The organism is Candidatus Thiothrix putei (assembly GCA_029972225.1).
GTDB lineage: Bacteria > Pseudomonadota > Gammaproteobacteria > Thiotrichales > Thiotrichaceae > Thiothrix > Thiothrix putei.
The window spans coordinates 1,124,676-1,138,696 of sequence record CP124756.1; the positions used below are offsets into that span (position 1 = coordinate 1,124,676).

General features: G+C 53.2%; 17 protein-coding genes. 11 read left to right on the plus strand and 6 right to left on the minus strand.

All coding sequences use genetic code 11. The features are described 5' to 3' along the window. The first annotated feature begins 23 nt into the window (after positions 1-23). From trpB to QJT81_05895, 10 genes are all read left to right on the plus strand, one after another. Positions 24-1,208, plus strand: a complete 1,185-nt coding sequence (gene trpB, locus QJT81_05850; protein ID WGZ96453.1) for a tryptophan synthase subunit beta — start codon at positions 24-26, stop codon at positions 1,206-1,208. Then, entirely contained in the window at positions 1,205-2,008 is an 804-nt protein-coding gene (gene trpA / locus QJT81_05855) for a tryptophan synthase subunit alpha (GenBank protein ID WGZ95510.1), read from the plus strand. The genes trpB and trpA overlap by 4 nt, the downstream gene beginning before the upstream one ends. 21 nt (positions 2,009-2,029) lie before the next feature. Further along, positions 2,030-2,926, plus strand: coding sequence for an acetyl-CoA carboxylase, carboxyltransferase subunit beta (gene accD / locus QJT81_05860; protein WGZ95511.1), 897 nt, complete (start codon positions 2,030-2,032; stop codon positions 2,924-2,926). Continuing rightward, positions 2,923-4,155, plus strand: a complete 1,233-nt coding sequence (folC, locus tag QJT81_05865; protein ID WGZ95512.1) for a bifunctional tetrahydrofolate synthase/dihydrofolate synthase — start codon at positions 2,923-2,925, stop codon at positions 4,153-4,155. Before accD ends, folC begins: the two co-directional genes overlap by 4 nt. A 61-nt stretch (positions 4,156-4,216) precedes the next feature. Further along, positions 4,217-5,296, plus strand: coding sequence for an SPOR domain-containing protein (locus tag QJT81_05870; GenBank protein WGZ95513.1), 1,080 nt, complete (start codon positions 4,217-4,219; stop codon positions 5,294-5,296). A 7-nt stretch (positions 5,297-5,303) separates the two neighbouring features. Continuing rightward, complete coding sequence (locus QJT81_05875) at positions 5,304-5,819, plus strand: CvpA family protein (protein WGZ95514.1); 516 nt, start codon at positions 5,304-5,306, stop codon at positions 5,817-5,819. A gap of 114 nt (positions 5,820-5,933) precedes the next feature. After that, a complete protein-coding gene (purF, locus tag QJT81_05880; GenBank protein ID WGZ95515.1) occupies positions 5,934-7,439 on the plus strand; it encodes an amidophosphoribosyltransferase in 1,506 nt (501 codons plus the stop codon). A gap of 13 nt (positions 7,440-7,452) precedes the next feature. After that, positions 7,453-8,088 (plus strand): L,D-transpeptidase, encoded by a 636-nt coding sequence (locus tag QJT81_05885; protein WGZ95516.1) that lies wholly within the window; start codon positions 7,453-7,455, stop codon positions 8,086-8,088. Between the two features lie 3 nt (positions 8,089-8,091). Next, entirely contained in the window at positions 8,092-9,273 is a 1,182-nt protein-coding gene (locus QJT81_05890; protein WGZ95517.1) for an O-succinylhomoserine sulfhydrylase, read from the plus strand. Between the two features lie 179 nt (positions 9,274-9,452). After that, a complete protein-coding gene (locus QJT81_05895; GenBank protein ID WGZ95518.1) occupies positions 9,453-10,448 on the plus strand; it encodes an IS30 family transposase in 996 nt (331 codons plus the stop codon). A gap of 11 nt (positions 10,449-10,459) precedes the next feature. Here QJT81_05895 and QJT81_05900 read toward each other — a convergent pair whose 3' ends face one another. Next, a complete protein-coding gene (locus tag QJT81_05900) occupies positions 10,460-10,588 on the minus strand; it encodes a hypothetical protein (GenBank protein WGZ95519.1) in 129 nt (42 codons plus the stop codon). Between the two features lie 48 nt (positions 10,589-10,636). Beyond that, a complete protein-coding gene (locus QJT81_05905; protein WGZ95520.1) occupies positions 10,637-11,020 on the minus strand; it encodes a hypothetical protein in 384 nt (127 codons plus the stop codon). A gap of 75 nt (positions 11,021-11,095) precedes the next feature. Between QJT81_05905 and QJT81_05910 the strand changes: the two genes are divergently transcribed. Continuing rightward, positions 11,096-11,221, plus strand: coding sequence for a LuxR C-terminal-related transcriptional regulator (locus QJT81_05910; protein ID WGZ95521.1), 126 nt, complete (start codon positions 11,096-11,098; stop codon positions 11,219-11,221). A 1-nt stretch (position 11,222) separates the two neighbouring features. Here QJT81_05910 and hemE read toward each other — a convergent pair whose 3' ends face one another. The 4 genes from hemE to QJT81_05930 all read right to left on the minus strand — a co-directional run bounded on the left by hemE (position 11,223) and on the right by QJT81_05930 (position 13,972). Continuing rightward, positions 11,223-12,293, minus strand: coding sequence for a uroporphyrinogen decarboxylase (gene hemE, locus QJT81_05915; GenBank protein WGZ95522.1), 1,071 nt, complete (start codon positions 12,291-12,293; stop codon positions 11,223-11,225). 36 nt (positions 12,294-12,329) lie between these two features. Beyond that, positions 12,330-12,776, minus strand: coding sequence for a GatB/YqeY domain-containing protein (locus QJT81_05920; protein WGZ95523.1), 447 nt, complete (start codon positions 12,774-12,776; stop codon positions 12,330-12,332). Position 12,777: 1 nt separating this feature from the next. Further along, positions 12,778-12,993: a 30S ribosomal protein S21 gene (gene rpsU, locus QJT81_05925; protein ID WGZ95524.1), complete on the minus strand. Its 216-nt coding sequence runs from the start codon at positions 12,991-12,993 to the stop codon at positions 12,778-12,780. Positions 12,994-13,135: 142 nt separating this feature from the next. After that, positions 13,136-13,972: a hypothetical protein gene (locus tag QJT81_05930; GenBank protein WGZ95525.1), complete on the minus strand. Its 837-nt coding sequence runs from the start codon at positions 13,970-13,972 to the stop codon at positions 13,136-13,138. Positions 13,973-14,021 lie beyond the last annotated feature (49 nt).

Genomic DNA, 14,021 nt, shown 5'->3' on the forward strand with positions numbered 1-14,021 from the left:
TCAGCGAATTCAACTGGAATGCCATGCCGGACAAAGCCGGGCATTTTGGCGCATACGGCGGGCGTTTCGTCGCAGAAACGTTGATGGAACCCATCTACGAACTCGAACAAGCCTACGAAAAGCTCAAAAATGACCCCGCCTTTCAAGCCGAATTCGACCGCGACCTCAAATACTATGTCGGTCGCCCCAGCCCTTTGTATCTGGCGGAACGCTGGACACGCGAACTCGGCGGCGCAAAAATCTACCTCAAGCGCGAAGACCTGAACCATACCGGCGCACACAAGATCAACAACACCATCGGTCAAGCCTTGCTCGCCAAACACATGGGCAAGAAGCGCATTATCGCTGAAACCGGCGCAGGTCAGCACGGTGTTGCCTCTGCCACCATCGCCGCCCGCCTTGGTTTGGAATGCATCGTCTACATGGGCGCGGAAGACGTGCAACGCCAAGCCCCCAACGTGTTCCGCATGAAATTGCTGGGTGCTACCGTCGTTCCCGTCACCTCCGGCTCCAAAACCCTGAAAGACGCACTCAACGAAGCGATGCGTGACTGGGTAACGAATGTCGATGACACCTTTTATATTATCGGCACGGTCGCAGGCCCCCACCCATACCCCGCGATGGTGCGCGATTTCCAATCCGTGATCGGGCGTGAAGCGCGTGAGCAAATTCTGGAACAGGAAGGACGTTTGCCGGATGCGCTGGTCGCTTGCGTTGGCGGCGGCTCGAACGCTATTGGCTTGTTCCACCCCTTCCTCGCGGATGAATCCGTCGCTATTTATGGCGTGGAAGCTGGCGGCGACGGCATTGCAACCGGCAAACACGCTGCGCCGTTGTGCGCAGGCAAACCGGGCGTATTGCACGGCAACCGCACCTATTTAATGGAAGACACCAACGGGCAAATCATTGAAACGCATTCGATTTCTGCTGGTTTGGACTACCCCGGTGTCGGCCCCGAACACGCTTGGTTAAAAGACATCGGTCGCGCCAACTACGTAGCGGTGACGGATGCGGAAGCCATGCAAGGTTTCCACGCCTTGACCCGCATCGAGGGCATTATTCCCGCGTTGGAAAGCAGCCACGCGCTGGCTTACGCGATGAAACTTGCGCCTACCATGTCCAAAGACCAAAGCATTATCGTCAACCTCTCCGGGCGTGGCGATAAAGACATCAACACCATTGCACGGCTGGAGGGCATTACGCTATGAGTCGCATCGCCGCTTGTTTCGCCGCCCTTAAAGCACAGGGCAAAACTGCATTGATTCCTTACGTGACGGCGGGCGATCCGCACCCCTCGATCACCGTGCCGCTGATGCACCGCATGGTGGCTGCTGGTGCAAACATTATCGAACTGGGTGTGCCGTTTTCCGACCCGATGGCGGATGGCCCGACGATCCAGCAAGCGCACGAACGCGCTTTGCTGCATAACACCAGCTTGCTCGACATCCTCGGCATGGTGGCAGAATTTCGCCAAACCGACACGACTACGCCCGTGGTGCTGATGGGTTATTTGAACCCGATTGAAATCATGGGTTACGCCGAATTTGCCAAAGCAGCAGAAGCGGCAGGTGTGGACGGTGCGCTGACGGTGGATTTACCGCCGGAAGAGGGCATGGGCGTATTGCCGTTGTTCCGCGCACACGGCATTGATCCGATTTTTCTATTGTCACCGACCACGCCGGAACGCCGCATAGCGACCGTGGCAGAAGCAGGCGGCGGCTTCATTTACTACGTGTCGCTGAAAGGTGTGACGGGCGCAAGCACGCTGGATGTTGGGCAAGTCGCCGAACATATCGCCAAAATCCGCCAACATACTGACCTGCCATTAGGCGTAGGTTTCGGCATTAAAGACGCGGCAACGGCGGCGGCAGTCGCAAAAACAGCGGATGCGGTGGTGGTGGGCAGCGCGGTGATCAAACAGATCGAAGCGACACCGAATGACCATGCTGCTATTATGGATAGTATCAGTGACTTGCTGGCTTCCATGCGTACCGCGTTGGATGCTTGAACCTAGGGGTAAACAGAATACATGAGCTGGTTTGAAAAACTGCGTCTACCATCACGCATCCGCACCGACGTAACGAACACCGAAAAGAAATCCATTCCAGAAGGGCTGTGGCATCAGTGCCCTGCCTGTCAAGCGGTGCTGTACCGGGCGGAATTGGAACGCAATCTGGACGTTTGCCCCAAGTGCAATCACCACATGCGCCTCTCAGGGCGGCGACGTTTGGAGGTGTTTCTCGACCCGCAAGGGCGTGAAGAAATCGGGGCGAATGTTGCGCCGACCGACATGCTGAAGTTTCGTGATACCAAGAAATACAAAGATCGCTTGGTCGCCGCGCAAAAAGAAACCGGTGAGAAAGACGCGCTGATCGTGATGAAAGGCACGGTCTTGGGTGTGCCATTGGTGGCGGCGGCGTTCGATTTCCGTTTCATGGGCGGCTCGATGGGTTCGGTGGTCGGTGAGCGTTTTGTGCGTGGCGCAGAAGCAGCGATGGCGAACAAGATTCCCTACATCTGCTTTGCGGCGAGTGGCGGAGCGCGGATGCAGGAAGCGTTGTTTTCCTTGATGCAAATGTCCAAAACCAGTGCGGTGTTGACGCGCTTGAGCGACAAAGGTGTGCCGTTCATTTCGGTATTGACTGACCCGACGATGGGCGGGGTGTCGGCAAGTTTTGCAATGTTGGGCGATATTCACATTGGTGAGCCGAAAGCCTTGATCGGGTTTGCGGGGCCGCGTGTGATTGAGCAGACGGTGCGTGAAAAACTGCCGGAAGGTTTCCAACGCAGTGAATTCCTGCAAGAAAAAGGCGCGATTGACATGATCGTGCACCGCCGGGATATGCGCGAAACGGTTGCGGATTTGGTAGCCATTATGCAGCACAAACCTTGCCCGATTAACACCACGGTATTGGATGCTGCTTGAAGACGCTCGATGATTGGTTGCGTTGGCAGGAAACGCAATTCCTGACCGAAATCAAGCTGGGGCTGGATCGGATTCGTTGCGTCGCTGAGCGCATGGGCTTGCTGTCTGTACCCGTGCCACTGCTGACGGTGGGCGGGACGAACGGCAAAGGTTCCACCTGCGCCATGTTAACGCGGATTTTGCTGCTGCAAGGTTACAAGGTCGGTACGTATACTTCCCCGCACTTACTGCGCTACAACGAACGCATTGCGCTGAATGGCGTACCGGTAAGGAATGCGGACATTTGTGCCGCTTTCGCCGCGATTGATAAGGCTCGCGATGACATTGATTTGACCTACTTTGAATTCGGCACACTGGCGGCGGTGTGGTGTTTTTTGCAGGCCAAGGTTGATGTGATTGTGTTGGAAGTCGGGCTGGGCGGGCGTTTGGATGCGTGTAATCTGTGGGATGCGGATGTCGCGATTATCACCAGCATTGGCATTGATCACGTGGAATGGCTGGGCAGTACCCGCGAAGCCATTGGCTACGAAAAATCCGGCATTATGCGGGCAGGTAAGCCGGTGGTTTGCGGCGACCCGCAGCCACCCGCCAGCATTGCGCGTGAAGCAGCGCGTATCGGGGCGAATTTGTGGCAATTCGGGCAGGATTTCAGTGCAGAGCATGTGCCACAGCCCGCATTGGTGGGCGATGTGCAACGCCAAAACGCGGCGGTTGTGGTGACAGCTTTGCAACAATTGGCGGATAAATTGCCCGTTTCCCCAGATACAATTGCTGAAGGCTTAGCCAGTGTGAGCCTGATGGGGCGGATGCAGCGGATTCTGGCAGAACCGGAAGTCATCCTTGATGTGGCGCACAATCCCCATGCAGCGACTGAATTAGCGGCATGGTTGAAAAAAAATCCAGTAAACGGCAAAACATTTGCAATTTTTTCTATACTTGCAGATAAGGATGTTGCCGGAGTGCTGAAAATCATGGCGTCGGCGGTGGATGAATGGTACGTAGTGGCATTGTCCAGCAAGCGGGCGCTCAGTCAGGATGATCTGTTAGCACTCATGCGTTCCAATGGCATAAGCCAACCGATTCATGCCTATCCTGATTTCCAGAGTGCATGGAACGTTATGGTTTTAAGCGCAGAAAAACAGGACAGAGTAGTTGCATTCGGTTCTTTTCTGGTAGTATCCGCTATGCTGGAAATAGACGTTTCTCCCCATGGCGCTGGTTCTGCCTGAACAGCTAACAGCACCAACCAACCGTTTTTGAGTGTCAGATTACAAAGGAGCAGTGAATTAAATGGATAATAAGGCTACAACCAAACGAATGATTGGCGCGGTCGTGCTGGTACTTGTTGCCGCATTGCTGTTGGCATGGTTGCTGAAAGGCAAAAACCGTGACGGTCAGCAAGACATGGCAATGAACCAATCGGCTGAAACCAAGCCAATTTTGGGGTTTCCGGGCGTGGGTGGCGATGAGCAAAAACCTACAATTGTTGGCGATGACCCTAATGCGGCTACCCAGCAAACCGGCGCTGGCATTGATGTTGCGCAACAAAATCAAAACGCGGCAGGCACTGCTCAGCAAGCCGGTGGCGCTAACCTGATTCCGGGCATTGATGTTAAATTACCGGAGACTGTTCCTAATACCACGGGTTTTGAAGTACGTCCCGGTATTGGTGGCGAAGTCCGTGATTTAGTCGATACCGACGGTAAAGTGAAAGATGGCATGGGCAGTATGGGAACGGGTAATGCCAAAGCCAACACGCCTGAGACGGGTTCTAAGGCTCCTGTTGCGGCACAACCGACTGCACCAGCCGAAACCAAAACCAGCCAAGTAACTACGCCTTCTGCTTCTCAGAAAGACAAGCCAGCGACCAATACGCCTGCGCCTGAAGAGAAAAAAGCCAGCTCTAAAGTGGTTTTGGTTAACGAGAAACCTGTGCCTAGAGCCGTTTCAGAAGCGGGCGTTGCACAAGCGGCTGCTAAAAAAGCAGCGGAAGAAAAAGCGGCTGCGGCTAAAGAGGCTGCCGAGAAAGCGGCTAAGTTAGCGGCTGAAAAAGCAGCGGCTGCCAAATCGGTTGCATTAGCCAGTGCTGGTGCAGCAGCAGGCAATGCGGCGGGCGGTGCTGGCAGTTTCACTATTCAAGTCTTAGCCAGTGCCGATAAAGCAAAAGCAGACGCTGCCGCAGGCCCACTGAAGGCTGATGGTTACAATGTTGCGGTTTCGACGGCTAATGTTGGTGGCAAGACAGTTTACCGTGTCAATGTGACCGGCTTTGCTGACCGTGCGGCGGCTGAAGCAGCGCAGGCTAAGATGAAGTCTCGTTACAAGCAAAATTCAGCCATTCAAGGCAGTTTTGTGACTAGCAGCAAGTAACCAATCCATGACAGCAGATATTCTGGATATAAGCATTATTGTCTTGATTGTCCTATCGGCTATTATTGGTTTGATTAGGGGGTTTGTCAGGGAGGCTTTCTCCCTGATAACTTGGGTGGCTGCTGCCGCATTTGCCTTTTTTTACTATGAAAAATTGGCGGTGCATGTGCCTTTTGAAGGGCAGGGTAAGCTCGGACAAGTCGTTGTCGCTTTTGTTATCATTTTCCTCAGTGTGTTGATAGTCGGTTCTATTATTAACCACTTACTCAGCGCGGCGGTTTCTTCCGTCGGTTTGGGGGGGATTGACTATCTGTTGGGTGGTGCTTTCGGTATTGTACGGGGTGGTTTGATTGTTACCTTGTTAGTACTGTTGTTTAGTGCAGTGGGGCATTATTCCAAAGAAGCTTGGTGGGCAGATTCACGGTTGATGCCGTGGTTTGAGGATAGCGCCAAGGCTTTGAAGGAAATGATCCCTAATAAGCTCCCGGAAGAACTGCCTGGTATTTTTCCGAGTAAGCCGTAGAGGGTTGTCTGAAAAATAGCGGGTGAATCATGCAGCCATGCACTTAATCGTGCATGGCTGTTTTGTTTTGACGGGGTTAGAATATGACGTTTTCGTTTCACCGGAAGGCTTGTTATGTGCGGAATTATCGGGATTATCGGCCATGAACCTGTTAATCAGGCAATTTATGATGGCCTGACGGTTTTACAACACCGTGGACAGGATGCAGCAGGAATTGTGACCAGTGATGGCAGAAAATTGTATTTGCGTCGTGATAACGGTTTGGTGAAAGACGTTTTCAATGAACGTCATATGGCGATGTTACAAGGTAATATGGGGATAGGGCATGTGCGTTACCCAACGGCGGGGTCATCGTCTTCTGCTGAAGCTCAGCCGTTTTACGTGAATAGCCCTTACGGTATTTCTTTGGCGCACAATGGCAATCTCACCAATGCACATGTGCTGAAAAAAGAGTTATACCGGCAGGATCGCCGTCAAATTAATACGGAATCCGATTCTGAAATTCTGTTGAATGTCTTTGCGCAGGAGTTGCTGCGTCAAGATGCGTTGCATGTACGCCCTGAAGATATTTTTTCAGCAGTCGAAGGTGTGCATCGCCGTTGCAAGGGCGCGTATGCGGTTGTTGCCATGTTGACTCGTGATGGTTTGGTGGGTTTCCGTGATCCGCATGGGATTCGTCCGTTGGTGTACGGGGTACGTGAAACACCGCATGGTAAAGAATTCATGTTAGCCTCCGAAAGTGTTGCTTTGGATGTGCAAGGCTACCGTTTAGTGCGCGATATTGAGCCGGGTGAGGCGATTTTCATCCGCCCTGATGGTCAGGTATTTACGCGCCAATGTGCCAAGAACCCGCGTTATAGCACCTGTATCTTTGAGTACGTGTATTTTGCCCGTCCGGATTCGATTATCGACAATGTATTTGTGCATAAAGCACGGATGCGCATGGGGCGCAAAATGGCGGAAATGGTGATGCGTGACTGGTCGGATAATGACATTGATGTGGTAATCCCCATTCCTGACACCAGCCGTACCTCCGCACTGGAAATGGCGTATACCTTGGGAGTGCCGTATCGGGAAGGTTTCATCAAGAACCGCTACATTGGGCGCACCTTTATTATGCCGGGGCAAGCCAAGCGCAAAAAATCGGTACGCCAGAAACTCAACCCCTTAGCCTTGGAATTCAAAGGCAAAAACGTGATGTTGGTGGATGATTCGATTGTGCGCGGTACAACTTCCGGCGAGATTGTGCAAATGGCACGCGATGCGGGGGCGCGAAAAGTGTATTTTGCTTCCGTGTCGCCGCCGATCAAGTTTCCCAATATTTATGGGATTGATATGCCCGCTGCCAAGGAACTTATTGCGCACGGGCGTACCGAAGAAGAGGTAGGGCAGGCGATTGGGGTTGATCGTTTGGTGTACTTACCGCTGGAGGACTTGATTGCCGCTGTGAGTAAAGGCAACCCACGCTTGAAAGATTTTGACTGTTCCGTTTTCACTGGGCATTACGCCACGGGTGAAAACGGTGACTATTTTGCTGAATTAGAGGCTTTACGAAATGACGAACAACAAACAAACCGTGAAAAAAATATGGTTGCCATTGATATTTGCAACAGCGATTAGCAGTGGGGCATTGATGGCTGAATCAGAAGTGACGCCTTTAAGTTTGCCGCCACCACTGCCTGCGCCCACAGCAGAGGTGGCAACACCCGCTGGTGACGAGCGTTTCACCGCACTGCTTGCGACGTTGGCACGGGATTTCCCCAGCTATTCCACTGCACGGGTATTGGTGGTGGATGCCACCGCGCAAACGCTGATCTTGGTGGAAAACGGGCAGGCGGTGAATGAGTGGGTGATTTCCACTGCCACTAACGGTTTGGGAAGCGTTAAAGGTAGCCAGCAAACCCCTTTAGGTGTACACCGCGTGGCACAAAAGTTGGGTGATGGTGCGCCGTTGGGGGCAATCTTCAAAGCACGGCAAAATACTGGGCGTGTTGCACAAATTCTGACGGGTGCGGATGAGCGCAGCACCGCTGATAATGTCACTACCCGCATTCTGTGGTTGGATGGTTTAGAGCTGGGTGTCAATAAAGGCGGCAACGTGGATTCGTATGAGCGTTACATTTATATTCACGGCACGGATGAAGAAGGCAGGCTGGGTAATCCCGCTTCGCACGGCTGCATTCGGATGCGCAATGCCGATGTAATCGACTTGTTCAACCGCGTGGATGAAGATACCTTGGTGGTGATTACGCGAAAACGTGAGGGATAAATTTTGAACCATACTGAGTGGGAATTTGAAACACTGGCGGTACGTGCCGGGCATGTACGCACCAATGAAGGCGAGCATTCGGAAGCGATTTTCCCCACCTCCAGCTTTGTGTTCAGCAGTGCGGCGCAAGCGGCAGCGCGGTTTGGTGGAACTGAACTGGGTAATATCTATGCGCGTTTCACTAACCCGACGGTACGCTATTTTCAGGAACGTCTTGCAGCGTTAGAAGGTGGTGAAAGCTGTGTGGCAACCGCGTCAGGTATGTCGGCGATTTTGGCGGTGATGTTGGGGTTGCTGAAAGCCGGGGATCACGTGGTGTGTTCCCGCGCAGTGTTTGGTACGACCACGCTGTTGTTGCAAAACATTATCGGCAAATTCGGCGTGACGTTTAGCTTTGTCGAGTTGACGGATTTGGGTGCTTGGGAGGCGGCGTTGCAGCCGAATACGCGCTTATTATTCGTGGAAACGCCCGCGAATCCATTAACCGACATTGTGGATATTCGTGAATTAGCTGATTTGGCGCACCGTCACGGTAGCCTGTTGGTGGTCGATAACTGTTTCTGTACCCCCGTTTTGCAACGCCCGTTGGCATTAGGGGCGGACATTGTGGTGCATTCTGCCACCAAGTATTTGGATGGGCAGGGGCGGGCGCTGGGCGGTGCGGTGGTCGGCGATAAGGAGCGTGTCGGCAAGGATGTCTACGGTATTTTGCGCAATGGTGGCATGACCATGAGTCCGTTTAATGCGTGGATATTCCTCAAGGGCTTGGAAACGCTTTCCCTGCGGATGAAGGCGCACTGTGAGAATGCCATGCAGCTTGCCCAATGGTTAGAAGCGCACCCGGCGATTGAGCGGGTACATTATCCGGGGCTGGTGTCGCACCCGCAACACGCACTGGCGCAACAGCAGCAAAGCGGTTTTGGGGGGATGGTTTCCTTTATTGTGAAAGGCGGGCAGGAAGCGGCTTGGCGAGTGGTGGATGCGACCCAAATGCTCTCCATTACCGCGAATCTGGGGGATGCGAAAACCACGATTACGCACCCTGCCACCACCACGCACGGGCGTTTAACCCCGGAGCAAAAACAGCAAGCAGGCATCGCCGCCGGTTTATTGCGGGTGTCGGTGGGCTTGGAAAGTGTGCGTGATATTCAACGTGATCTGGCTCGCGGCTTGGATGCGCTTTAAGGCAGGCGGAAGGTGGGAAGTTTAAATTCCCGCCTGGCTTCGTTCAGTTCTAAAAACGTTGGCGAATTCGTATCATAAGTGCATAGCCCGTTAATCGAGGCGGGATGCGATTTTCCTCATCAGGTCAGCGGCAAGATGTGGTAAAAAGCATCCCGAAAAACCACTGACAGGAGAGCTTCATGGCTTACACACACCTTACCTCTGAGGAGAGGCATTATATCGAAACCCGGCACAAGATGAAGGAATCGACGGCAACAATCGCGTTAACCTTGGGGCGCAGTCAATCGACGATCAGTCGTGAACTGACCCGCAACCGAGGGCAACGCGGCTATCGGCACAAGCAAGCGCACGCCAAAGCGCAACAACGCCATGCGGACAAGCCCAAAGCGGTCAAGTTGACCCCGGAACTGGCGGTCAGCATTGATACGCTGCTGGAACAGCAATGGAGTCCTGAGCAGATCAGCGGTCGACTGAAAGCGGAAGGCAAAACGACTATTTGCCATGAAGCCATCTACCAGCATGTACTCAGGGACAAGCGTGCGGGCGGCAAGCTGTACCTGAACCTGCGCCGCCATACGAAGAAATACCGCCAGCGTTACGGCAGTAAAACGGGCAGCGTCAAAGGCATCCCCAACCGAGTGGACATTGACGAACGCCCAGCGGTAGCCAACCAGCGTGAACGGCTCGGTGACTGGGAAGCCGACACCATGATCGGCAAGGGACACCAAGGCGCACTGGTGACACTGGATGAACGCAAATCCAAGCTACGCCTAGCTTTTCCAGTGGCAAACAAGACCGCAGAAGCCGTAACCAGCAGCATTATCACCTTGCTGGACAGCTTCAAGGATTGGGTGCACACGCTCACCTTCGACAACGGCAAAGAGTTTGCCAAACATGAGCAAGTTGCCCAAGCCCTTGGGTGCGAAACGTATTTCGCCAAGCCCTACCATTCGTGGGAGCGTGGGCAAAATGAGAACGCCAATGGGCTGTTACGCCAATACTTCCCCAAGGCAATGGGGCTATTGGACGTGACCACCCGACAGGTACTGGAGGCTGTACATAAACTCAACAACAGACCAAGGAAGTGTCTGGGATTCAAGACACCTTACGAGGTGTTCCGAGAACTATCCGGCATAGAGGCCGAAAAGTTGGTGGGTTATGCACTTATTACTTGAATTCACTGTTTCTAATTCTTCAGGAACCAAGCGGAAGCGATAGCCGTTATCACCGGGGTATGGCTCGGTATGGTCGCATTTGCCATCCATGATGGCGCTTGGTATTTCCACAAAGGCTTGGCACTCTCGGTCAGGGTCATCTTCCAAGAAGTGCTGACAAAATACGCAGACGGGAGGGAGTACACAGCTCATGGTTCTGCCTCTTCTTCAGCCGGATCGTCTGGCTGTGTGTTGGGGATACGGTATTTTTCTAACAAAGCGTCGTGTTCCTTCTCTGCCAATTGACGATTAATAACTACCTGATAACTGGTTTCATTTTCCAATACAATGGTTTTTTGTGAGCCATCTTTGACTAAAGATTGAAAATATGTCCAGCTACTGAAGGTTTCACCATTGATGGTACTAAGGGTCATGGGGGCGACATCATGAAAACCAATATTACTCGCCGCAGGAAGCACTTGCACGATTTGTACGGTGTCGGCTTCGATAGGTGGTGCGCCGGTTTCTTCTTCGGTGGCGGGTACACATTCGGGCAGTTTGCGGCTGGCTAGGAAGACAAAACCACTATTCAAGCGCTCAAGGAATGGCAGAAAAAGAAGCCAGATTTGTTCAAAAAGAAAGTCTATGATCTATCGGGACTTGACAAGATGGCAGATACCTTGGACATTGCCGAATCCACCGTCAAGATTCACGTATCCAAACTAATTGCGGCACTAGCGGTTCACAATCGGTTGGCGTGTGTGATGGAAGCGCAGCGTTTAGGCATTCTGTAATTCAGGCAGCGGTGTGGTATTGCTTGCCCAATTCATGCACGGCATCTACCAGCACGCCGACATTTTCGGGGTTAATATGCTGGTGAATCCCGTGCCCAAGATTAAACACATGCCCGGAACCTTGCCCGTAACTCGCGAGAATATCAGCGACTTGCTGACGAATCACCTCCGGTGACGCATACAGCACACAAGGATCCATATTGCCTTGCAGCGCAACTCTGTCACCCACACGGGCGCGAGCATCGGCAATATTAATCGTCCAATCCAGCCCTAAGCCATCGCAACCGGTATCCGCCATCGGTTCGAGCCATTGCGCCCCGCCTTTGGTGAACAGAATGACAGGAACTTTGCGCCCGTCGTTTTCACGGGTCACGCCATCGACGATTTTCTGCATGTAACGCAGGGAGAATTCACGGTAAGTCGTGGGTGTCAACGAACCGCCCCACGTATCAAAGATCATGGCGGCTTGCGCCCCGGCTGCAATCTGCGCATTCAGATAGAGGATAATGCTGTCTGCCAGCTTGTCTAGCAACAAGTGCAGGGCTTTGGGGTCGTCATACAACATGCCCTTCACCTTGGCGAATTCCTTGCTGGAACTGCCTTCCACCATGTATGTCGCCAGTGTCCACGGGCTGCCGGTGAAACCGATCAAGGGAACACGCCCGTCGAGTTCGCGGCGGATGGTGCGTACCGCATTCATTACGTACTGCAATTCGCCTTCGGGGTCGGGAATGCCGATCTTTTCAATATCCGCCATGCTTTGCACGGGGTTGGTGAAACGCGGGCCTTCGCCTTCCGAGAAGTACAAGCCTAAGCCCATGGCATCAGGAACGGTGAGGATGTCAGAAAACAGGATGGCCGCATCCAGCGCGTAACGCTCCAGCGGTTGCAGGGTGACTTCGCAGGCAAGATCGGCATTTTTGCACAAATCCATGAAACTACCGGCGCGGGCGCGGGTAGCACGGTATTCAGGCAAATAACGCCCAGCTTGACGCATAATCCATATGGGCGTGGTATCGACTGGCTGTTTCAGGAGTGCGCGTAAGAAACGGTCGTTTTTGAGTTCGGTCATATCGACACCCCTGAATGCGTAAAAGATTGGCTGGTGTTAGCCGCCGAGACGGGTTTTGATGAGTCCGCTCACTTGCCCCATATCCGTGCGACCTTGTGCTTTGGGTTTTAGCCACGTCATGACTTTGCCCATATCACGCACGGATGTCGCGCCGGTTTCAGTAATCGCTTGTTGAATGAGGTCATCCAATTCGGCGACGCTGAGGGGTTGCGGAAGGTAGGTCTGGATAATACCCAGTTCATATTCTTCCTGCGCGACCAAATCGGTGCGACCTGCGTCACCGTATTGGCGGATGGATTCGCGACGCTGTTTACACATTTTGTCCAACACCACCAAGACGGCGGTATCGTCCATTTCGGCACGCGTATCCACTTCCTGCTGCTTAATCGCAGCGAGAATCAGACGGATAACACCAAGCTGCGCCTTTTCATGCGCACGCATGGCAGTTTTCATGTCTTCGGTGATTTGTGCCTTGAGGCTCATATCAGAACAGACGCACGCGACGGTTCAGGTCACGGGAAATGCGCTTCAGGTTGCGCTTAACAGCCGCAGCACGCATACGCTTGCGCACCGAGGTAGGCTTTTCATAGAATTCACGGGCGCGGACATCAGCTACAACGCCAGCTTTTTCACAGGTGCGCTTGAAACGGCGCAGAGCAACTTCAAAAGGTTCGGTATCACGTACTTTTACACTAGGCATACAAATCTGTCTCAAATCCACAATTGAGTAAAGCGCGAGATTATACCCGCCTGCCAGCTAAATGCAAAACAATAAGTAGACGACGGGTAAAAGTAGTGGGGGCAACCTTGCCCCCACTGTATCGCCTTGTTAATGCTGCTGGTTAGCCAAACAAGTGTCTGGTTTCCTCGCAAGACTTGGCGGAAAGTGCCTGAAGTTGTTTCAAGCCTTCAGCCGTCCCTTCCAGCAGGTGTTTTTCCAAGCGCTCTGGCTTCATTTCCAGCATGAGTTTTAGCCCAGCTTCTAAGCCACCGCCATTGGCGAACAGGGCGGCTGACGTCGCCCGGATAGCACCGCCCAATATTACAGCTTCGAACAGTTCCGGTGGCGGGCAACTCAGGCAAGGGTCAGGGCGGGGCGGAATCGGGCGGTTAGGCATGGGCAGCAACAGGTAGCGCTCAATCAAGCGTTCCCGCAACTTCAGGTCTAACAGACCCAGCCAGTCGAACACGAATTGTGTGACCCAGCACGGGCCATACAATCCGATTAAGCGTTTGCGGAATACCAGCCCGGCATCCAACAGATTGACTTTGGGGTGGAATTCTTCAATGCCGGGGTAAGAATACAGGCTTTCCAGCGTATGGAAGAAGAAGCAATGGCGCGGAATTTCCGGTGGGGCTAACCAGACCGCCAGATTCAGGTAATAGCGTTTGATCTTTTCCCAGTTAGCGCCGCCAGCCGCTTCGATTTGGGTGATATTGATATTCATCCAGTGATGCCAGGTGGAATCGGTCGCTACCCGCCCGACATTGGCACGATGACCGTCATACACATTGATCATGGCAAACCGCTTGGCAGGTGAATCCCCTTTTTCATGCTGCAAGGGTGGGTCAGCTAAGGTTGTCCCGTGCGCAATGACCATCGGCAGGGGTTGTACCCCGCCTGCTGTGGGGTATTCTGCTCCCGTAACCCCCGCCCCGAAATTGTAGTTATTGCCCAAGGTGATAGCCGCTAACCGTTATTTCAAACCTACCCAAATCTACCTATAG

What these genes read in the sequence shown, in the direction of transcription:
- trpB (WGZ96453.1), top strand. Translation starts at nt 24, where the DNA reads ATGCCGGACAAAGCCGGGCATTTTGGCGCATACGGCGGGCGTTTCGTC.
- trpA (WGZ95510.1), top strand. Translation starts at nt 1,205, where the DNA reads ATGAGTCGCATCGCCGCTTGTTTCGCCGCCCTTAAAGCACAGGGCAAA.
- accD (WGZ95511.1), top strand. Translation starts at nt 2,030, where the DNA reads ATGAGCTGGTTTGAAAAACTGCGTCTACCATCACGCATCCGCACCGAC.
- QJT81_05870 (WGZ95513.1), top strand. Translation starts at nt 4,217, where the DNA reads ATGGATAATAAGGCTACAACCAAACGAATGATTGGCGCGGTCGTGCTG.
- QJT81_05875 (WGZ95514.1), top strand. Translation starts at nt 5,304, where the DNA reads ATGACAGCAGATATTCTGGATATAAGCATTATTGTCTTGATTGTCCTA.
- purF (WGZ95515.1), top strand. Translation starts at nt 5,934, where the DNA reads ATGTGCGGAATTATCGGGATTATCGGCCATGAACCTGTTAATCAGGCA.
- QJT81_05885 (WGZ95516.1), top strand. Translation starts at nt 7,453, where the DNA reads ATGGCTGAATCAGAAGTGACGCCTTTAAGTTTGCCGCCACCACTGCCT.
- QJT81_05895 (WGZ95518.1), top strand. Translation starts at nt 9,453, where the DNA reads ATGGCTTACACACACCTTACCTCTGAGGAGAGGCATTATATCGAAACC.
- QJT81_05900 (WGZ95519.1), bottom strand. Translation starts at nt 10,588, where the DNA reads ATGACCCTGACCGAGAGTGCCAAGCCTTTGTGGAAATACCAAGCGCCA.
- QJT81_05910 (WGZ95521.1), top strand. Translation starts at nt 11,096, where the DNA reads ATGGCAGATACCTTGGACATTGCCGAATCCACCGTCAAGATTCACGTA.
- hemE (WGZ95522.1), bottom strand. Translation starts at nt 12,293, where the DNA reads ATGACCGAACTCAAAAACGACCGTTTCTTACGCGCACTCCTGAAACAG.
- QJT81_05920 (WGZ95523.1), bottom strand. Translation starts at nt 12,776, where the DNA reads ATGAGCCTCAAGGCACAAATCACCGAAGACATGAAAACTGCCATGCGT.
- rpsU (WGZ95524.1), bottom strand. Translation starts at nt 12,993, where the DNA reads ATGCCTAGTGTAAAAGTACGTGATACCGAACCTTTTGAAGTTGCTCTG.